Genomic DNA, 21254 nt, shown 5'->3' on the forward strand with positions numbered 1-21254 from the left:
CACGGCCGGACGTCAATAACCGGAGGCGTCTATGAATGGTTATCGCCCATTTTTATCAAAAATTCAATTTTGCCCCGATGATATAGGAACGGGCAATGGGCAGGCTCCGTCCCGAATAGATGCCCTGGTAATCCGTCAGCTCCGGATCACCACCTTTAAAGGGCGTAAGTGTAAACAGGTTGGATGCCGTTACATACAGCAAGGCCTTTGAAAGCTTCATGCTTTTCAGCAACGTGGTTTTTGAAAAATCATACCCCAGTGTGAGATACCGCAGCTTTAAAAAATCGGCACGTTCCAGGAACAGGTCCTGATCCAGCCGGTATGGAATGGTTCCGCTCCAGGGATTATACATCGGGTACCTGTTGTAATCGAAGGTTTGCTGCCAGAACGTAACTTCTTTCACATAGGTGATATTCCGGGAGTTCTCTGTATTGATAAAATCGAGCTTACCGGCCGTGAGCTGGTTCTGCAGCCGGTGCCCAAGGCCATAGAATAACAGAAAATCCAGGTTAAAATTCCGGTATGTCAGCTTGTTGCCCAGTCCGCCGTAATATACCGGCATGGAATGGCCCTTCAGCACTTTATCCCGGGCATTGATGATCCCATCGTTGTTCACATCCTTCCAGATCGCGTCTCCCACTCCCAGCTCCAGGGTGCCAAATTTTACAGGGTTGCGGGAACCATCCTGTAACACCGGTCCCATCGGAATATCCGCGGGTTGGTTAATCATCCCATCGTTCTGGTACACCCAAAATGCATCCACCGGCTGGCCAACCACCAGCTTCCTGTCGGGGTATTCAATTTCCTGCAGCTGGTAAGGCAATCGGGTGAGCTTATTATGATTGGTACTAAAGTTGGCATCCAGTACCCAGCTGAGCCCCTTCGGGTGTTTCAGGATACCGGCCGTAATGCTTATATTGATGCCGGTGTTCCGCACCGCCATTCCCTGTACCTGCTTGTAGGTAAAACCACTCTCCGTGGGCAGGGAAACCGGAACGATCATGTTCTTATCCTCATTGTTGTAATAATCGATGCCGAGCAGCAACCGGTCTTTCCATATCCCTAACTCTGTGCCGATATCCAGTTTCTCACTATAGGGCCATCCATAGGTATTCATGATCCAGCCGGCGGAATAGGTTTGCGAAAGCGCCGCCAGCCCCGCATAGCTTCCCAGCACCGGCTCATCAGAATACCCCACATCCACCCGGTATTGGGGGCCAATGCGAAAACGGTTATCCGTGATGAGTTTTCCAAATATGCCCCATGAAGCTTTTAGCGCAATGGTGCTGAAAGGCGTAGTCTTCCGCAACAGTTCCTGTATATTAACTGTTGAACTGAATACAGGTGTCAGTAACCAGCGGTTCGTTTTGGAAAAACCGGAATACCCGTCATACCTTCCAAGCGCATTAACCGTTACTACATTCCGGAACGAATAGCCCAATGATCCATAAAGGGAAGAGAGTGCCGATTTTATTTTATCGGTAAAGGGATAGGCAAAGATGTCGTAAGCATTCTGATAGACCGACCCGCTTAGTCTTATTTCTTTGATTTTTATAAAATCATTGGGGGTGTTATACCCCAATACATAGTCATATTTAGACTGATCGGTCAGGAAGGTTTGCCCCGCGCCGATGGTCACCTGGTGCCGCTCATCATCCGATTTGAAATGATAATCGACCGTGTTCCGGATCGTTGCTCTTTGATTAAATCCAAAATAAGAAGAAATAAAACTGGTATTGTCCATCAGGGGTTTTCCATAAAACACATCCCGGAGCCCCTCTTCATAATCCAGCGATAATTGGGATTTCAGGCTGAGCGCGCCCAATTGTGCCGCAGCCGAAAAGTATCCAACAAAGGAGTTGGTTTTATTCTGGTCCTCGGAACCACGGTATTTATCCAGGAAACGCTGATAGGATGTGGCGCCCGGAGAAACCGGGTTGGTGAGATCGGGAACAAACCTTGTTTCGGCAAAGCGGTCGCGCAAGTTGCGGTTCCGTTCCCGCTGGGTGCGGATCGCATTCATATTACCGGTAATGGTAAGCCACTTCAATGGCAGCATATTGATCCCAAAAGAAACGGCATAACGGTCGAACCCTGTAGCATCAAAATTATGGCTCCGGGTATCACTGATGTTGAACCGGAAATTTGCCCGTTCGCTTCCGCCTACCAGGCCAAAACCCAGGTAGTACACCGGCTTCGCCTGATAATAAAGATCGTTCCAGTCTGCCGCTCCGTAGTAATCCGGATCATAGCTGTTGGCGACATAAACGGGGTAGTCCAGTTTTTGATCATCCGATGCATATTTTTCATAAAAGGGCCAGCGGAAATTATTTTCATACGCCGCGTTGACCGTTTTTACGGCCGGGCGCTGCAGCAGGCCCACATAGGTATCCACGTTAAACTGCCGCACGCCGGATTGCGCATTTTTGGTGGTTACCCAAAGGGCTCCGTTCGCCGCCAGCGGACCGAGGCGGGCCAGGTCTGCCGGGCTTTTGAGCAGTTCCACCTGTGCAATATTGTTTACATCCAGGATCGAAAGCGGGTTGGTGGCCGGGCCTATCCGGTTAAAATCAAACCGCTGGATATTGTAGCTCAACCCGGTTTCCTGTGCCAGCGGCGCTCCGTTTACAAATACAACCGGTTGCATACTATACAGGTCCTGCTTTGAAAAAACGGGATGCGTTAATCCACGTACAAACATAAATTGCTCCGTGCCCGGTTCCCCGTTATCTTCTTTCACAAACAGTCCTGCAGCGGTTCCTTTTATATATTGCTGTAAGGAGATCATGGGCGTTGCAGCGGCACCGGAAAACGGAGCCTGGCTTATTTTAGGATTTACTTCCAGTGTGCCCGGGTGATGGGTACGCTGCAGCTCCTGGTTGAAGCGCCGGGTATTGACCACTTTTACCAGCGAGTCTTCCACCTCCGGATCACCCTGGCCCCATACCGGGCCCGATAACCAAACAACGGAAAACAGCACGCAGATCAATTGTATTATTCTAAATCTCATATGCAAGGCAATCTGTTTTACTTTCTACATTGAAACGCATTACCACGGAATGCAGCCGTTTGCGTAGTACTCCAAAAGCAAGCTCTATCAAATGTACGCAATATTTTAATATGTCGTACATTTTTATTTAAAAAGCACGAAATTATTTTTTTCAAAAACAAAGCATTGTTTTCATCCGTAAATTACCTTTGCAGTAAATGCATTATCAAATGAAGATCTCAAAACTGAAGCCCATAGAAACATTAACACAGGTTGATAAAATAGAACAGAGCTTGCAGGATTATCTTGAAAGTGCCAACCTGCAGCCGGGGGATGCACTTCCCAAGGAAGTAGAACTGGCACAGGCATTGGGTGTAAGCAGAACGGCGATACGGGAGGCCCTGTCCCGGTTCCGGACACTGGGGATCATCGAAAGCCGCAAAAACCGGGGCATGCTGATCGCCAGTCCGGACCCGCTTGTTAATTTTGAACGGGTCATGTCGCCCAAGCTCCTGAACGATGATACATTGCGCGATATGTTTGAACTGCGCCTGGTGCTGGAAGTGGGCAATTGCGAACTGGTATTTAAACGGAAAACGGCAGCGGATATCGAATACCTGGAATCGATCGTAGATAAGGAAGAGCATACGGCACAATCACCAAAGAACAGTGCCATACTCATCAAATACGATATCGATTTTCATTCGGGGCTGTATAAAATATCCGGCAACGATACGCTGATCCGTTTTCAAAAAATGCTGATGCCGGTGTTTATGTATTCTTTTAAAAAATTCCATCCGGATCCCAAGCAGTCGATCCTGAATCACGAGGTATCGCACCGGGACCTACTCAATACCTTAAAGAAAGGAACCGTAGATGATTTCCGGTCGAAGATGAAAAAGCATTTACGCAACTATTACGACAAGATCTCCTGATGTCTGTACACCGGCTCTTCAACCAATAGCCTCGCTCCTGCCGGTTACGCCCCACGTTCTTTAGGAGGGCGGATGCAAAAAAGTGCCGCTGCAGCCAGCAGGATCAGCAAGGCCGCACATTGATAAATGGTACCCAGGTCAATAGCGGCATCCCGCAGTGCCCCTCCAAAATACAGGGCGATGCCCCCAACCAGGGTACCACAAAAATTAAGAATGCCATAACCGGTTGCCCGGTATTTTTCATCAACCAGCATGCTCAATACAGGCATGGTATTGGTGTCTGTAAACGCCTTTGTAAACGCATATACCACAAAGCAGCTTAAGGCTACAGCCAGTACTCCGGTATAGCTGGCCAGGAAAACGGCCGGTGCGGCAATACACAGGCCCATGGCCGGTACCCATATCCGGCCTTTGGGATGCACCCGGCTCCATTGATCGGCCAGTACGCCTCCGGCCAGTACACCAAAGATGGCTGCGGTAAAAACATATCCTGTGGAATAGATCCCCGCCCTTGTTTGCGATAAATGGAATTTTTCCTGGAAGTAGGTAGGCAGCCACCCAACAACCAGCCAGGTCATTAAACTAACCAGTGCAAAAAATACCACCAGGAGCACAAAAGACCGCTGCCCGAAAAGCGCTTTCAGGGCCCTTGAGAACTTTATCGTTTCCTGTTTTTTTTCTTTTGCCGGGATCATTGCTTTGGGCGCATCTTTTAACAGGAATAGTAACAACACTGCGTACACCACCCCAAAAACACCAAAAGCAAAAAAAGCCGTATTCCATTGATGCCCTTCTGCGATCCAGCCACCTACAAAACCGAGGCTTTGCCCGGCCATGATCCCCGCCATATGGATGCCGTTGGCTAAGGAGCGGGTTGTGGTTTTATGATAATCCATAATAAGCGCCAGGGCCGCCGGTATATAGCAAGCCTCGCTAAGGCCCATCAATGCTCTTGTGATCAGCAGCTCATGGAAGGACGTTGCATAAGCGGTCATCCAGGTTACAGCCGACCAGATGAAAAGACTGATCAAAATAACCTTTGCCTTGCTGAACCGGTCGGCAAAAAAACCCGCCAGCGGACTGAACAGTCCATATACCCAAAGAAACACGGCTGTCAGCAGTCCGAACTCGGCATCCGACATCGGAATGGCCGTAACAATCGATGTACGCATGGTGGTGATCATGGTACGATCGATATAATTAAGCATTGCAATGATAAACAGCAAGCCCACCACCAGCCATGCCCGCCGCATAGTATGCTTTACAACCCTAGCTTCCATTTTAAAAATTTTAGCATCCAACCGGTCTTATTTTTTAACGGCCCTGCCAAAAGCCCGTTTCCGGAAGATTGCCGTTCTCTCCGTCGCGACGGATCAGCAACCGTTAACAATCTGCCTAAATTCCAACACATCGGAACAGCATCACAGAAAAGACTTTTTAGTCGGCCCCCACTCTTCAATTTATAAACTGTTCAACACCTCTTTTGCAACGGCAATGGCCTGGTCAATTTCGGCCTCGGTATGCACCGCACTGATGTACCAGAGGCCGCGCCCGATGATCCGGATATTCCGGTCGTGCATGGCTGCGATAAACCGTCCCAATTTTGCTTTGTCGGCCCTTAATGTATCCCGGTAATTCAATGCAATGCCGGCGTCGCTGAACGCGATCGCGAACATCGGCCCCGGTCCTGCAACCACCAGGTTCTGACCTGCTGCTGCTGCTGCCTCCCGTAAACCCGCCATCAGCCGTTTCCCCAGGGCAAACATCCGGTCATACGGATCTTCGTCTTCAAGGATCCGGATGGTGGCCAGTGCTGCCGCCACCATGGGGCAACTGGAATTCATCGTACCGGCATGAATCACACGGGAAGTTTCAATATACTGCATCCATTCATATTTACCCACAATGGCGCTGATGGGATAACCGCTCCCCATCGCTTTTGCAAAAATGGACAGATCGGGTGTTACATCATAATAAGTTTGGGCACCACCCAGTCCAACCCTGAACCCGGTGATCACTTCGTCAAAGATCAACGCAATATCATAGGCATCACATAGCTCTCTTAATCCGTTCAGGAAACCGGCTGCCGGTTCTATACAGCCATTGTTGCACATGACCGGCTCGGTGATAATGGCCGCTATTTCGTGATGATGTTCCTTTACCGTTTCTTCGATCAATGCAAGGTTATTCCAGGGCCGGATCAGGAATTCGGCTCTTGTGCCAGGCGCCATTCCGCCCGACCAGGGAAAGGCCTCCGGATCTTCCTGCGCGCCGAGTGCCTCCGGCGTCGGTGTTGAAATCCCCCAGGCCACATTATCGAGCCAGCCATGATAATGTCCTTCAAACCGTAAGAATTTATGCTTGCCGGTTCTGGCTCTTGCCACACGGAATGCCGTTTGCACCGCTTCCGAACCATCAAGGCAAAAACGGATGCGTTCTGCAGAGGGTATCCAGGTACAGAGCTTTTCCGCCAATTCAATTTCACGGATATGCTGCCCCGCGTATAACTGGCCGTCTTCCGAATAGGTGTGGATGGCCTCCAGCACCCCGGGATGCGAATGTCCCAGGATCATGGGTCCCTGGCTGAGGGTAAAATCCAGGTACTCATTTCCATCCACATCGGTAATGCGGCTTCCCTTTGCACCGGTGTAAAACAAGGCATGCGGATGGTTGTATTTTCTAAACTCGGAAGATACGCCTCCGGCCAGTACCTTTCCGGCACGGTGCAACAATGCTTTTGATTTCTGATATCGGTTGCTCATCGTTTGTGTATTGAAGCTGTTTTTATAAAAGTAAGGTTGGCCGGCGACGATCCGCTCCGGCCGGAGAACCTCTTAAAGGATTTTTTAATCCAGGTTAAACGACCATACGGTATTCGACCGCAGGCCGGGCAGCCGTTCGCCATTGATAATAAAACAACGGTGATCCCATACTACCGCCGGAGCCGTTAACCGCATATCCGCCCGAGGCAGCCGGTCAAAGACCATCCATCTTTCCTGCCGGGTATCATAGGCCAGCAGATCCGGAAGAAAACCAGGATGTGTTAACGGATCTGCATGCTGTGCCGTCTGATGATCGAGCCCGCCGGGAATAACAATATACCGCTTTCCAAAAACAGGGGCCGGGCCGGGAGCAGCGGCTACTCCCCGCGGCATGGGGGGCAGCACCTTCCAGTGGCCGCCCATAAATAGTCCGTTCCGGTACTGAGGTATAAAACAATACCCATCCTCCAATACCTTCCGCTGCTTTCCTTCTTTGGTATCCAGCACCTGTATGCCGCTAAAAAGGAAGAAGCATTGATCCGCAGCGGCCGCAACCGCATTCATCCGCTCTGCGCCGGGCCAGGGCTCCAGCACAATCCATTTATTATGTTTCAGATCCAGGGCCAGGAATCGTTTAACCGGATTGCCCTCCGGCGTTAATGAACCACCCGCAATAAACAATACATCCCCAACAATGGTTCCCGCCATATTGGCCAGGGCATAGGGCATGGGTGCCAGTGAATCGACAACCACCTTGTTATTTTGCACGCTTAATGTATACACTTCCCGGTGGTGGTGCTGCTGGTTGCTGCCACCAGCAAGAATGACTTTATCTTTATAAGATGCCGATACACCGTAGCCCAGCGGCCGGGGCAAGGACACCGGGCTTTTTTCCCAGGAAGCCGCTCCTTTTTTCAGCAGGAAAATATCGGCATACCAAACCTTTGCTCCACCCTCCCAGGGTTTTTTACCGGGGAAATTTGCGCCCCCTGCAGCTACCAGTGTTTGATGACTTACCCCTGCAAACATCCCTGCAAATCCTTCCGGATCCGGTATTGCGGGGGCAACGCCTGTTGTTATTTTGTGTGGCGCCTGACCGGCCGCCGTTGTATGAATTATTGCAAGCATACCCAGCATTACTATTTGTATATATTTAAACCACCGATTACACATAGGCTCCTGTTTTACCAGCTTGTCCATCCGCCGTCTACCAACAAATTATGACCTGTAATAAACGCCGATGCTTCCGAAGCCAGGAATACCACCGGTCCCATAATGTCTGCATCATTTGCAAACCGTCCCAAAGGCGTTAACCGTTTATAATTCCGGGTAAATTCATTTTCGCCATACACATCATTGACGCCGGGGCCATACCCGCCCGGGCTAAGACAATTGCACCGGATATTGTATTTTCCATAATAGTTCGCCACCCATTTTGTAAAGCCAACCATCGCCCATTTATCGTAGGTATAATTGACCGGGCTTGTCATCCCTGTTTCGCCATATACCGGGAAGTTTGGTCCCACAGCGCCCTGTATCGATCCTACATTGATGATGTTGCCGCTGCCACGCCGGCACATACCGGCCAGTACTTCTTTGGTGATCAGCATCAGCCCGGTGGCATTCACCGCCTGGGCATTTTCCCATTCGCTTTTACTGGTTTCTTCCAGGTTTTTAAATCCTTCGCGCGAAACGGCGTTATTTACCAGCACATCAATTTTTCCAAACCGTTCCTGCACCGATTGTACAAAGGCGGTAATGGAGGCCTCGCTTTTCAGGTCCAGTTCATATCCCCAGGCCTTATATCCTTTGGCACTGAGCTCCTCTGCATACGCCTCGCATGCCGCACGGTTTCTTGCCGCAATCACCACATCCGCACCGGCGGCTGCCAGGGCCAGCGACATAGGCTTTCCAAATAAACCGGCACCTCCGGTAATTACTACTACTTTATTTTCCAGACTGAATAATTGTTGCATGTTTTTTTATATTTTCCAGGAACGGGGAATTAAAATTGCTTCAGGCACGGTGCTAAAATAAGCGGTTGCCCGTTTCAATACGGCTTCCGGTATGGGGGCGCTATCCAGGAATCCAATATTCTGCATTAACTGTGCTTCATTGTCGGCACCAAACACAATACTGGTAATGCCCTTCATATCGCGTACATAGGCAAAGCAAAACTGAGCAACACTCATTCCGGCCTCATCTGCAAATGACCGCAGCGCTTCCAGGTAAACCGCGGCCTTTTTTAAATTGCCCTTAAGCTCATCCGGATGCCGGAGCAGTAGTCCTTTTAAAAAAACACTTCTTGCAAAAACAATGGTATGGTTCCGCGATAATTGTTCCCATACCGGATCTTCCTGCAGCCGCTGATCAAATATGTTAACGGGGATCTGCAGTACACGAACGGATGAAAGCGCTGCAAACCGTTTGAGCTCTGTAAGATTATCGGCCGATATCCCCCCGTAGGCGATCAGGCCGTCCTGCTCCAGGCTCCTTAGTACCTCCGGGATCACGGCACAAACGGCATCCAGGTCGTAATCAGAAACCATATGAAACAGGCAAACCGGAAGCCGGCTGATGTTCAACACCTGCAGCGATTCTTTTACACTTTGATAGGCCTGCTCCATGGCCAGCGTCTTATCATTCACCGCTTCCTTTGTGATCTTAAACTTGCTGATCACCGCTACCCGTTCATCCGAAGTAATATTTGCCAGCAGGGCTTCGGCCCTGCCATATTCCCTTGCGGTGTCAAAAGCCGTGATGCCTTCCTCTATAGCCCGCGCAATCAGCCCGGTTCCTGCCTGCACATCGGGTTGCTGTTGCCCCTCAAACACTCCGTAACTGATCCCCAGCCCCACGGTACCGAGGGTTAATGCCGGAATTGTATAAGCACCTAAATTTGTTGTTTTCATTTTTTATGTTTGAATGATCCGCACATATCCCGGTCCGGGTTCTGCTTGTCCGCCCGTGATCAATACCCGGTCATTGTTTAAAAAAACATTGCTCGTAAGCAATATATCCGTATCCATTTTTTCCTGGTGAGATCCTCCGGGATCGATCTTCCAGATACAAGACATGCCGTAATGCGCCACCCATAAATTGCCATAACTGTCCAATGCCAGGCCGTCCGGCAAATTGGCGGTTTCCTGTAAAGACGGATGTTGCGGCAGGTTACAAAACACATCTGCTGCTCCTGTATGCTGTTGCAGGTTGATCATCACAATGCGGTTTTGATAACTTTCTGCAATATAAAGCCGGCGCCGCTTATGATCCAGTACAATTCCATTGGGATAATCCAGTTGTTCCGCAATGAGCCGTGCGCTTCCGGAACGGTCTACATGAACCACAACGCCGGTATGCCGTACAGAATCCGTGAAAAAAAAGCCTCCGTTCCCATCACTTACCAGGTCGTTCGGGCAAGTTATATTGTAATGACCTACCCTGCCGGCAATCGCCGCAGCCCGGAAGCGTCCGTGTTGATCAAACCGCTTTACGCAGGCCTCAACGCTGTCGCAGATCAGGTGATCGCCGTTGGCTGCAATCATTTGTCCGTTCGGACAGGAAGAGCGCGCCCACTCATCCACGGTCCCGTCCTTACCGATGCGCAAAATCTGTCCGCCCTGAAGATTGGTCACATACAGATTGCCTCCCGCATCTGCAACCGGCCCCTCTGTATAAAAAGGCAATTGCAAACACTGGGTATCACCCTTAAATTCCTGGAACCGTATATTATGCTTCATTGCGAATCGTTTCAAAGGGATACAACGGCTTCCTTCTGTTTTTAAATGGATAGGCGGTCATATCCGCGCCGGTTTCCCCGGGTGTGTGCACCTGGATCATTACCGGGCAAATATCTTTGTATGCTGCCATGGGCGCATTCACCCCTTTTGCAATGATCCAATCCAGTTTTCCCGGTTCAATTCCCAAACTGGTAAGCTGCCGGCTGCTGAAAGGTGGTACTCTTAACGATGTTACCACGATTATATTCCCCATTTCGGTTTGCAGCAATGCAACCTTCCCCATATCGTACTGCACCTGTCCGCCATGCCGGGGATCCGGCTCGGTAAATGCTCCATCCCTGAAACCAAGCAACCGCACGTTATAGGGTGCGTCCCTGTTATGTTCATCCAGTTCTCTAAACGAAATAGTAAACACTTCCCCGGTTCGGAATTTCGAAATAAAGGCTACGGTCTGCCGGCTGCTGATGCACACGCAGGCTCTATCCTTTCCGGCAGCCTCAAGCAGATCCAACAGGAACATACTGCATCCACGGGCACCCCCGCCTACATTATCACCCATATCCAGCAACAGCACCGGCTTCTGAAGCCCGGGCGCCTGTGGCAGTACCTGTTGCAGGGTTACCCGCTCTCCGCAAAAAGACGGAAGCCGGTTCAGGAAGCAGGCTTCCAGCCTGGGGATCCACGGCCTGGTGTTGATGTGCGCATCACTGATCACCATCACTGCGCTACCCATTTCATATACATCCGCGTATGGGAAGCCCAGGATTATACTTACACCAACCGCGCCCATATCCCCGGCTATTTTTTGCACCGCCCGGTACAAAGAGCGGCAGGGCTCTTTACCGGTGTGTTGCTGTTCAATGCTGATCTGCAGCGGCAGCTGCAACAGCTCCTGTTTTATGCGCCTGTTGGTAAAAAGAAGGTCCTGGAGCAGGGCGGCTGCTTTTTTACCCGTTTCGCGCTGATCCAGGTGCGGATTGGTAGCATAGGCAAACAGTGCATCCGTTACCTGCGCCATCCGTGGGCTTACATTTGCATGCGGATCCAGGGTACCTACAACAGGAACTGCATCACCTACCATTTCCCTTATCCGTTGCAGCCAGTCCCCATCCATATCCGGATAGCCTTCCGCCACGGCCGCTCCGTGCGGTGTTACCAGCACCCCATCCAAAGGAAGTGCCGCCTCCAGTAATGCAGCAAGCTCATCCTTTAACCGTTCGTAGGTTTCTTTTCCGATAACACCGCCCGGGGTAGCCTCGGCGTATAAGAGCGGCACCAGTTCTACCCGCTCCGGATCCAGCGCAGCGATCAATCCGCCAATTTCATGATGGGCATCCTGATACTGCAACGGGATCTCGTTGCCCCGCAGCAGGTGGCCCTTTTCAAAATCGATATAGGTGGTGGGTCGTTTACTAAATGTATTCGACTCATGATAGATTCCTGCCAGTGCTACGCGTTTTTTCATCATTTATCCATAGTATGCTACGGCGTCCACTTCAAATTTCAAAACGGTTCCCAAACAACCGATCAGGGTTGTTCTTGCGGGGTATGGTTCGGTAAAATACTCCCGGTATATTTCGTTGAACCGTGCGAGGTCTTTCTGATCGCCTACATAGTTACGTACCTGCACAACCTTTTCCATCGTAAGGCCGGCCCCTTCTACAACGCGTCGCAGGTTTTCAAACGAGCGCCGGCATTCTTCTTCAAAGCTTCCGGCAATGATCGTTCCTTCAAGATCTACTGAGGCTTGTCCGGAAATGAACAGGAACCCACCGCTTTTAACGGCCGGTGAAAAGGGTAAATGGCTCCTGGGAACCAGGTCTCCCGATAATACTTCTTTTGCTTGCATGGTTGAATGATTCGTATTATTGAATGCTATTTTTTATATGTGCTATGGAATCGTGATACCGGTCGAAATAATGGCAGGAAGCGGAGGAGAAGATCCGTTGCGCCGAACCCGGATCTTTAAATCCATGGCCCGTAACCAGGCATACCACCCGGTCTGACCTGCGTACCCGCTTTAACCGGAGGGCTTCTTTCAACCCCGCAAGGGCAACGGCTCCGGCCGGTTCACAATAAATACCTTCGTACTGGGCGAGCTCCCGCTGACATTGATACACATCCGCGTCCTGTACCAGCGCTCCTTTTAAGGTTACGTGTCCGGCGCTTTCTTTTATCCCATTCCCATCCAGGATATTGGGCACCTGTAAGCCACTCACCGCAGTGCTGCTTTTCTTCAGGGCTTTGATCGCCTGCCGCGGATCTATCAGGGCTCCGGCAATGGTGTTATTGCCCTCCGGCTGCACGCAGCAAACCGCAGGCATAGTAAACCCGGGATACTGTTCCTTCCAACGCTGAAACCCCTTAACGGTTGCCAGCATCAGCCCGCCACCGCCCGCCGGAACAAACACCTGATCAATCGCACCCAGTGTTTCCGCCAGCTCATAGGCGATGGTCTGCACCCCGCACATTCCTAAAGGCGCATATTTATAAGCGCTGATCTCCACACGGGTATGATATTGCGCTGCCAGCTTTGCCAATGCCTCCATCAGCCCGGCAGTAACGGTTTCCGTAATACCAAAATCCCTAATCATGAATAACTGCGCCCCATAGATCCCCATCTGGCTGATCTTGCCGGATGGTGCCCCATCCACGATCGCCAGGAAGCATTGCATCCCTGCGGCCGCTGCATAGGCGGCCAAAGCCGCACCGGTATTGCCACTGGAGGTAGCCAGAAAAAATGATGCATCCTGAGCCAGCAAACCCGATACGGCCATCGCCGCAAACCGGTCCTTATAGGACCCCGTAGGATTTAGCTGCTCCAGTTTAAAATAAAGCTGTTCCATCCCCAGCAGCCGGCCGATACGCCTCGACCGGATCAGGGGTGTATTTCCTTCGCCCAGGGTCAGTTGTACTTTTTCGTCAATTGCAGGAAGTAATGCACTGTATGTCCAGATACCTTTCAAAATTCGTTTGGTTTTAATTGCTGTTTTAAGGAATAGGCATTAAAATTTTTTGATAGCCCGCCATCAATCGTCAGCACCGTACCGGTTATAAAAGATGCTTCTTCTGAAGCAAGCCAGCAAACCGCATTGGCCATTTCATGCGCCGTTGCCGAACGCTGTAAGGGCGTCCGTTGCTCAACATCGCTGATCAATGCCGTACCGGCATGCTGTTCCGTTTCAGTATTGTAATCATCATTCAGCGGTGTATGCACATTGCCCGGCCGGATGGCTACCGAACGAAAACCTTTGGGTCCATATAATACCGATAACTCGTAGGTTAAACTTTCAATAGCTCCCTTACACACGGTATACGCCGGGGCATACCCGCCCGCCAGTTCCGCCATAATACTGGAGATGTTGATGATGACACAGGATTGGTGCAATGCGATCAGGCGGCCGGCAGTGATCCGCGAAAGAAATGCAGGAGCGGTAAGATTGATCCGGATGGTCTTCTCCCAATGCTCCAGCGACAGGGTGGCCAATGTTTCCAAAGAACGCCAGGCAGCATTATTTACCAGCACATCGATCCGGCCCCATTGCGCCAGTGTGTTGTCAACAATCGTCTCCAGGAAGGCTGGTTCCTGCAGATCACCGGGAAAAAGCAGACAGGCATCTGTAAACTGCTTTATCACCGATGCCGTAACGTTCAATCCTTCGGCATCAATGTCTACCAGGGCCAATGCAAACCCATCCCGGGCAAACCGTTCTGCGGTGGCACGTCCAATGCCTCCTGCAGCACCTGTCAGCAATAGCACTTTACGATCGCTCTTCATTGTTATCATGATTTATGCTCAGTATTCCACCCAACGAATCGCCCGCTTTCACACGGGGACTTTTGCGTATAAACAGTACCAGGCCGGTACGGTCTGCAACAACCGGGTATTGCCGGTGCTGCAACGGATCAATAACCGTACCCCACTGCTGACCCGCTGTAACCCGGTTGCCCGTTGCCACATCCGGTAAAAAGATCCCATCAAATTCCGATGCCATTTTACCTTGTAAAAAACCGCCGTCCGGCTCCGGATCTTCAATGCGGTAGCGAACCTTGCATTGCTTCCGTTTCATTAACCCTGCGGGAATCATTCCCAATTCCTCCAGCACGCCCAGGCATCCCTCTATATACGTGTTCACGATGGGCATCCCTATTCCATTTCCGCCGCCGTACTCAACATAGATCGCCGGGATTCCCGCATCCCGCGCCACAGACAATGTTCTTCCGTTAGGACCGGCATCGGTTCCCCAGATCAGCGGAAGATTAAAAGCGGCAGCCATCCTCCGTTGCGTTTCCAATACAAGAGGATCGGGATGCAACAGGTAACCGGTTAACGGGTATATATCAAAAAGTGCCCCGCCCGTATGCATATCCACCAGGTAATCGCAAGCCAATATCCGTTCAGAGAGCGCAGCCGCCGCAGCTTCAGATGAAGAGCCTGATGCCCTTCCCGGACAGATCCGGGCCAGGTCTAATCCATCAGCTCCGGTTCTTTGCCCGTTGCCATAGGCCGTTTCATTGGCCACCGTTACAATAGTGACGGTACCCTTCTCTAACCGGCCTTCAAGTATGCGGCACAGCTCCATCGCAGCCATCATGGGTTCATACTCATCCCCATGTACCCCTGCTACCAGCAGAAGCTTCGGCCCCTGCTGCACGCCCCCGATGGTTTGTATATTTTTATTTTGCTCCTTCATAATAGGGCCCTCCGCAGGTTGACGCTGCCGGATCATATATTGAAAATGCTTTAAACAACAGGATCGCAATTTCCTGGTGCCCGAACCCATTTGGATGCAGGGGATCATTGAGGAGGCGGGCATTTTGCTGCCCCTGGTATTTTTGCTTTAAACCGGTGTCCCATTCCGACCACACATTTATGTATACCAATGAACGGGATGCCGCAAGCTCGTCTAATACCGCTATATAATTCTTTAGTGTTGACCGCTCCGGCGCTTTTGTGGCAATGATCCGGTTAGGACTCAGCAAAACCGGGATGCCGTTCTGTGTGCGGATGCGATCGATGATCATGGTCATGTTTGCTTTAAAATGCTCCGGGGTGATCTTTTTCTGAAGAGCGGCATCATTGGTACCCAGCATCAGCAATACCACCTGTGGCTGGTACTGAAAAATCCGCTGATCAAGGTCCCTGCATAGATCCACACTGGTATTGCCACTGATCGCTGTATTGATGATCACATCCCGCGGGCGGCCCAGCTCCCATCGCACCCGTTCCGAAAAAACCTCCGGGTAAGACCGCATGCCATGGGTATGTTTTGCGCCCTGTGTAATACTATCACCGGTAAACAGCCACTTAACCGGTTCTTTCCTCTTTAACAAACCGGTGATCCGGCTGAGATCATGGCCATTGTTCTTCAGATCAATACCGGGGGATGGCAACACCTTATCCCAAAGCCCCGTTATACCGGTAGACACCATGCACAGGTTTCCCAAAAATCTTCTCCGGTTCAGCATGCGCTACTTTTTATACAATGTTTTTAAAGATACCCGGCATACATCGGTAACCGATAAATAGGTTTTGGCTTTCTGACTGCCGGCACAGTAGCCAAGCAATATATTGTCCTTATAAAAATGAATGGCAATATAACAGTACCAGCCGTCGGGATCTGTTTCCAGGTTGGTGGTCTGTTTCCAGGTTCGGCCTTCGTCGCCTGAAATGGCCATGGTCAGCGGTGTACGTTTCCCTTTCAGCTGCGGATCGGTTCCGTCGTTGTTGTTCCAAACGGCTACCAGATCGCCGGTTGACGGGATCCGTTTGATACTTGCCGGTGAAAGCGGCGATTTGAGGTTATAAGGCGCCGCATTGATCCAGCTGCGGCCCTGATCCTCTGAATAGCTTACATACTGGCTGCCGCCACTGGCACGGATAAACATCATGACCCGGCCGCCCTTTAATGCAACCAGCCCGGGCTCCTGTGTAATAACGCCGTCTGGCACGGGCACCTGTTTTCCCTGGGTCCAGCTGCGGCCGTTGTCATCTGAATAATAGGCAAAGAGCGCCGCCCTATCCGACCATTTGGGTGTTTCGGGGCTTGTGTGCAACGCCACTGCCATCATCAGCCGCCCGTTATCCAGCTGAATGACCCGGTCATTGTTCAATACAAAATAGCCTTTCCGGTTGGTGATACAGGGTATGGGATCTGTCCAGGTTTTTGCTTCATCCTTTGAAAAACGCACCATGGGAATACAGTCCACAGTGGAATTCTTTTTCAGGTAGAACAATGCGATCTCGCCGTTCTTAAGCCGGAGCAGGGATACCGACATCACATTCATATTCCCTTCCTGCGCCACGATCTTTACATCATCTGTTGTCCAGGTTTTACCACCATCGGAAGAAAACCGGCCTGCCAGGTAAGCCGGATCATGGTCGCCGCTACGCGTTCCGGTATAATGCGAATACACAAATAATATTCGCCCATCCTTCAATGTAATAAAAGCCCCTTCACTGTTGCGCGGGTTATCCGGCCCAGGGCTCAGCTGCATCACCACGTTCCGCACCGGGGCATTGGTACCGGCGTATTGCTTATGTGCCGCACAGGAACAGATCAGTGCCAGTATACCGGCCATCATTATCCGGAGCCGCAGTGTTGCAGATACGGACATCAACGCGTTCATTTCAGAAAAAAAAGACATCAGTACAATTATTTTAGTTGCCCATACCGTTCAGCGATATGGGATCCTGGTTTTGAGATACCGGGGCTACGCCTGCAAGCGACTCGATCCGGTTTGAAATTTGCATTACTTCAGCATCGCTCCATGTACGTTGCTGCACGCCCAATGGAGCCTTGGTAGCACCGATATCTATACCATACTTCAGCTGCATGGCCTTCCTGAAAAAGGACCAGATATTGGGCAGTACATACAATATCGTTCTTTGAAATTCCAGCATAAAGTTCCGGGCCCGTTCATAATCGCCATCCCGGAACGATTCGAGTACCCGTTTACAGGCAACGCCCCAAAGGTTGTAAAAAGAGCCGATGGCACCCACCGTTCCACAAAGACTTGCATGACACATCAGCTCATCAGCACCGCTGAATAACTGCAGCCGGTTACCGGCATGCAGGTGTATGGCACTGATCTCCATCAGTTGCCCGGTGGTAAGCTTCATACCGGCTACGTTCGGAATTTCCAGGAGCTGGTCAATAAACTGTGGAATATCTCCCATGGTATTATTACCCAGCTGATATGGGAAAAACGGCAGTGCTGTAGCCCCGGCGATCTCGCTGTAATGGAACAGCGCGCTGGTCGTATTGCCGGAAAAATAGATCGGCCCTACCGAAGAAATCGCATTGGCCCCGCAGTCGCTTGCATGCTTCGCCAGGCGTACGGACTCTGCGGTGGTAAGCGCCCCTACCTGTACCATTACCGGTAAACGGCCTGCCACCCGTTCGGTTACTTTTTCCGTCACCAGTTTTCGCTGCGCTTCGGTAAACAATACCCCCTGTCCTGTAGATCCCAAGATGTAGAGGCCGTCCTGCTCCTGTGCAACCAACAATTCAACCAGCTTCTCCAGCTCACTGATGGCCGGGCTCCCGGAAGCATCCACCGGCGTAAACATCGCCGACCACAGCCCTTTAAATGTATGGGTTTGTTCTTCACGCATTTTATTCATAATTATATTTCCAGATTCGTTTGGTATAAAAGTATCCTGTCAAAAAAACATCATGATCTTTCGTTACTACACCAGGCTTATACGCGCCGGCGGCGCTCCGCTACAGCGGACTATGGAACAAGCGTCGCAATCGATAAATATGTACGACATATGCAAATGTAATGAGAACGATTCAATACAGCAAAAAATAAATTTTTACTATTCTCCAACCATGCCGTTTTCTTAAAACCATCGATCGTAATGAATGCAATGACCCGAAAGTATTGGCTATTCCTTATGCATCCCGCCTCCTGGCATCTGCCTGGTTCAATTTAACCGCAAGAGCGACAGGACTACGCAAGGCTTGCTAAGTTTTTATTTACGGCCTTTCTTCCCGCGAATGTTGCGATTGCTCTCCGGCCTTTGCGGTTAGGTTTTAAACCGAAAGAAACGCCGGGCCCCTGCTAGGTTCGTTACGCTCTTCATCCACGCCCCTGCTCCCTTCGCCCGCTGCGGTTATCAAAATCCGGGGTACACTGCAGCTACCAAATAAAAAGAGGCTGTCTCCATTTTTCGAGACAGCCTCATCGTTATACATACGGTTTATAGCAAATCGTAGTCCTATTGAACACCCTGTATTATGGTATATCGTAGATCACGATGCCACATATCTAGTTATAGTGTTCGCTTTTGGGCACTGCGATATTGGAGGGCAAGCCAACCGGGGTACCTAACACGGGGGCATGCGCCGCATCCCAGCCAAAACTTTGCATCCTTGCCGTGCGCCCGCTGTAACCCAGATTACTGGTTGCTTTTGCATGATACACGATCCAGTGTTGTTGCAGACTGGTACCGGCGGAGTTTACATAATTGCTTGTAAAGAAACTGCAGTGGCCGGGAGAGTACACAGCATTGGCACTGCTGCTGCTAAACACCGGGGTTGATCTTTTGGTCCAGTCGGAAGCCACCATCGGATCTCCGCCGGCACGCAGTGACAACAGTCCCAGGCAGTAACCGGTGGGCTGATCCGCCGCACTGGCCGAATACACCACATAAGTTAAGCCTGCCGGCGTTTCCCTCAACACAGCAGGACCTTCGTTTACGGGATAGCCCTGTGTTTCCCAGGAATAGTAGGGAGCCGAGATCATTACGGCGGAACCGGTAAGCGCTGTTGGGCCCGACATTCTTGAAATATATAATCTCGACGCATCGCCGCTGTATTTTCGTCCGCACCAGATAAACCACAGCGCGCCCGATCCGTTAGACGCTGTAAGGATGGTACCGTCGATGGAGTAATAATTGGGGCCATTGCCGATCTGCGCAGGTGCCGTCCAGGAGCCGGTTGTAGGATCATTGTCGGTATCCGTATTCTTCATATAGTACATCCGGTGGCCAAAATCCGTTCCATCCGGTGTGGCCGTAAAGTACACATACCAGGCGCCATTGAGATAATGGAGTTCGGGTGCCCAAACCTGGGACAAACCGGAGCCCGCTGTGGTCCAGATATTCGGCTCTGCAGCAATACCGAACAGCGATGCATGCTTTGCCTTGCGGATACCGATCCTTGAATCCTGTGAATAGGTAAAGTAATAAAAATCGTCCTTTTGGGTTACAAACGGATCCGGGTTATCCCACGGAGTGGATACCATCGGATTCTTAAAATATTGTCGCAGCAAAGTGCCTCTCCTCCGTATGATCGATTTTTCCATTACGATCTCATGCCCCAGGCTCATTCCAAAACGGCTGGAATAAAACGTACCGAAATTAACCACCCCGCTTGCAAACTGGCCATTGCTCTGCCCCGGGTATACATATACATTATCATTTGTATGCGCCGTTACCAGATCGGCATAACCGTCGCCGGTTACATCCATCACACAGGCTACCTCATGCCCCACGCCTTTGTATATCGATGAGGCCATTCCGCCGCCAAAGCTGGCGATACCCGCTGAAAAAGTTCCATCGGCCTTCCCGGGATATACATATACGGTACCGCCGGAATGATGCGTTACCAGGTCTGCACGGCCATCACCGTTCACATCTGCCAGTGCCACCGGCTCATGACCGCCGCCATCCATCAATCCCAGCTCCATGGTACCACTAAAACTGGCAATCGGATTTCCAAATGTGTAATTGCCTTGGCCCGGGTAGGTGTAAGCGTTGCCGTCGGTATTGATCGTAACCAGGTCCGCCAGGCCATCGCCGTTCACATCTCCAACATCCACCGTATAATGACCGGTGGCATCCCGCATGGCGGAGTTAAATGATCCGTTAAATGAAAATACAGCCAATCCAAAACTGGCGTCTGCATTCCCCGGATGCACAATAATGGAGCCGTCCCGCTCACTTACGAGATCTCCGCGGCCATCGCCGTTGACATCTCCTACCGCAATGGGCCAGTAACCGGTAGTGCCATTAAATCCCGGGTCATAGGTGCCGTTAAAAGATCCGATTGCATTGTTGAAGGTTCCATCCGTTTTTCCGGTATACACATAAATGGTTCCGTTTGTATTGGCCGTTACCACATCCGAGCGGCCATCGCCGTTTACATCCGTAACATCGATGGCCAGGTGACCTGTATTGTCGTAGATAGCGCTGTTCATAGTACCATTAAAACAGGGAATGCCCGAATCAAATAGGCCGGCACTATCAGACCGATACGTATATACGTTACCATTGGTATGAAACGTGACCAGGTCCGCCTTTCCGTCTCCATCTACATCGCCCTTTACAGGCGTTGTTGTAAGGGTTAAGGCCCTGGCCCCCGAAGAGCGCCCGGGAGACAGTGACGGGCGTACTTCTTTTCTACAGCCAACAGCGGCCCAAAGCAGTGTGCCCATAAGCATACAGGGCAGAAAATTCTTTTTCATAATATGAGGGGTTTGGTAAAAAATACATTTTCATATAACAGCATACGTCATCCGGCACTCACTGATCAGTCCGGCTCTTTAAAGATAATATAAATATGTATTACTTATTAAAATTATTTTTTACCCGGCAGCAACCTGGCCCGGGCTCCCCACCCGGATGCCGGTTCATACATCCCGTAGCAACTGCCCTGCGGCAAAAAACAGCAGCGTGGGTAGCGATCCGCGGGGCGGATCGTTGTTGGATCGTTGTTGCTACTGCCGGATCTGCTGCAGTAAGATGCCCCGGCTAAAAGTTACATAACGGGTTTAGCCCACCGGCGTAAAAAAACAACTACGGGAATAACATGTGTTC

17 protein-coding genes are annotated in these 21254 nt (G+C 50.8%); 1 reads left to right on the forward strand and 16 read right to left on the reverse strand.

Annotated features, from left to right (window positions below; translation table 11 throughout):
- Positions 1 to 55: 55 nt before the first annotated feature.
- The gene (locus LQ567_RS07150; RefSeq protein WP_231003617.1) at positions 56 to 3010 is read right to left on the reverse strand and encodes a TonB-dependent receptor plug domain-containing protein; all 2955 of its coding nucleotides are present in this window, start codon (positions 3008 to 3010) and stop codon (positions 56 to 58) included.
- Between the two features lie 209 nt (positions 3011 to 3219).
- Between LQ567_RS07150 and LQ567_RS07155 the strand changes: the two genes are divergently transcribed.
- Complete coding sequence (locus LQ567_RS07155; RefSeq protein ID WP_231003618.1) at positions 3220 to 3924, forward strand: FadR/GntR family transcriptional regulator; 705 nt, start codon at positions 3220 to 3222, stop codon at positions 3922 to 3924.
- Between the two features lie 44 nt (positions 3925 to 3968).
- Here LQ567_RS07155 and LQ567_RS07160 read toward each other — a convergent pair whose 3' ends face one another.
- The 15 genes from LQ567_RS07160 to LQ567_RS07230 all read right to left on the reverse strand — a co-directional run bounded on the left by LQ567_RS07160 (position 3969) and on the right by LQ567_RS07230 (position 20902).
- A complete protein-coding gene (locus tag LQ567_RS07160; RefSeq protein ID WP_231003620.1) occupies positions 3969 to 5204 on the reverse strand; it encodes an MFS transporter in 1236 nt (411 codons plus the stop codon).
- A 180-nt stretch (positions 5205 to 5384) separates the two neighbouring features.
- Complete coding sequence (locus LQ567_RS07165; RefSeq protein WP_231003622.1) at positions 5385 to 6686, reverse strand: aspartate aminotransferase family protein; 1302 nt, start codon at positions 6684 to 6686, stop codon at positions 5385 to 5387.
- A gap of 84 nt (positions 6687 to 6770) precedes the next feature.
- On the reverse strand, positions 6771 to 7814 hold the full coding sequence (locus LQ567_RS07170) for a galactose oxidase (RefSeq protein ID WP_231003624.1): 1044 nt from the start codon (positions 7812 to 7814) through the stop codon (positions 6771 to 6773).
- A 56-nt stretch (positions 7815 to 7870) separates the two neighbouring features.
- Positions 7871 to 8662 (reverse strand): SDR family NAD(P)-dependent oxidoreductase, encoded by a 792-nt coding sequence (locus LQ567_RS07175; protein WP_231003625.1) that lies wholly within the window; start codon positions 8660 to 8662, stop codon positions 7871 to 7873.
- 6 nt (positions 8663 to 8668) lie between these two features.
- A complete protein-coding gene (locus LQ567_RS07180) occupies positions 8669 to 9598 on the reverse strand; it encodes an aldo/keto reductase (protein ID WP_231003627.1) in 930 nt (309 codons plus the stop codon).
- A gap of 3 nt (positions 9599 to 9601) precedes the next feature.
- Positions 9602 to 10426, reverse strand: a complete 825-nt coding sequence (locus tag LQ567_RS07185; RefSeq protein WP_231003629.1) for an SMP-30/gluconolactonase/LRE family protein — start codon at positions 10424 to 10426, stop codon at positions 9602 to 9604.
- Positions 10416 to 11894 (reverse strand): M81 family metallopeptidase, encoded by a 1479-nt coding sequence (locus LQ567_RS07190; protein WP_231003631.1) that lies wholly within the window; start codon positions 11892 to 11894, stop codon positions 10416 to 10418. Before LQ567_RS07190 ends, LQ567_RS07185 begins: the two co-directional genes overlap by 11 nt.
- Positions 11895 to 12275: a RidA family protein gene (locus tag LQ567_RS07195; RefSeq protein ID WP_231003633.1), complete on the reverse strand. Its 381-nt coding sequence runs from the start codon at positions 12273 to 12275 to the stop codon at positions 11895 to 11897.
- A 16-nt stretch (positions 12276 to 12291) separates the two neighbouring features.
- A complete protein-coding gene (locus tag LQ567_RS07200; RefSeq protein WP_231003635.1) occupies positions 12292 to 13392 on the reverse strand; it encodes a pyridoxal-phosphate dependent enzyme in 1101 nt (366 codons plus the stop codon).
- Positions 13389 to 14204, reverse strand: a complete 816-nt coding sequence (locus LQ567_RS07205) for an SDR family NAD(P)-dependent oxidoreductase (RefSeq protein WP_231003638.1) — start codon at positions 14202 to 14204, stop codon at positions 13389 to 13391. Before LQ567_RS07205 ends, LQ567_RS07200 begins: the two co-directional genes overlap by 4 nt.
- On the reverse strand, positions 14188 to 15156 hold the full coding sequence (locus tag LQ567_RS07210) for a succinylglutamate desuccinylase/aspartoacylase family protein (protein WP_231003640.1): 969 nt from the start codon (positions 15154 to 15156) through the stop codon (positions 14188 to 14190). Before LQ567_RS07210 ends, LQ567_RS07205 begins: the two co-directional genes overlap by 17 nt.
- On the reverse strand, positions 15104 to 15895 hold the full coding sequence (locus tag LQ567_RS07215) for an SGNH/GDSL hydrolase family protein (RefSeq protein WP_231003642.1): 792 nt from the start codon (positions 15893 to 15895) through the stop codon (positions 15104 to 15106). The genes LQ567_RS07210 and LQ567_RS07215 overlap by 53 nt, the downstream gene beginning before the upstream one ends.
- Before the next feature lie 3 nt (positions 15896 to 15898).
- Positions 15899 to 17074: a sialidase family protein gene (locus LQ567_RS07220; protein ID WP_231003644.1), complete on the reverse strand. Its 1176-nt coding sequence runs from the start codon at positions 17072 to 17074 to the stop codon at positions 15899 to 15901.
- Positions 17075 to 17087: 13 nt separating this feature from the next.
- A complete protein-coding gene (locus LQ567_RS07225; protein WP_231003645.1) occupies positions 17088 to 18044 on the reverse strand; it encodes a dihydrodipicolinate synthase family protein in 957 nt (318 codons plus the stop codon).
- A 659-nt stretch (positions 18045 to 18703) separates the two neighbouring features.
- The gene (locus LQ567_RS07230; RefSeq protein ID WP_231003647.1) at positions 18704 to 20902 is read right to left on the reverse strand and encodes a family 43 glycosylhydrolase; all 2199 of its coding nucleotides are present in this window, start codon (positions 20900 to 20902) and stop codon (positions 18704 to 18706) included.
- Positions 20903 to 21254: the final 352 nt, after the last annotated feature.

The organism is Niabella pedocola, from assembly GCF_021044425.1.
In the GTDB taxonomy this organism is placed as follows: domain Bacteria; phylum Bacteroidota; class Bacteroidia; order Chitinophagales; family Chitinophagaceae; genus Niabella; species Niabella pedocola.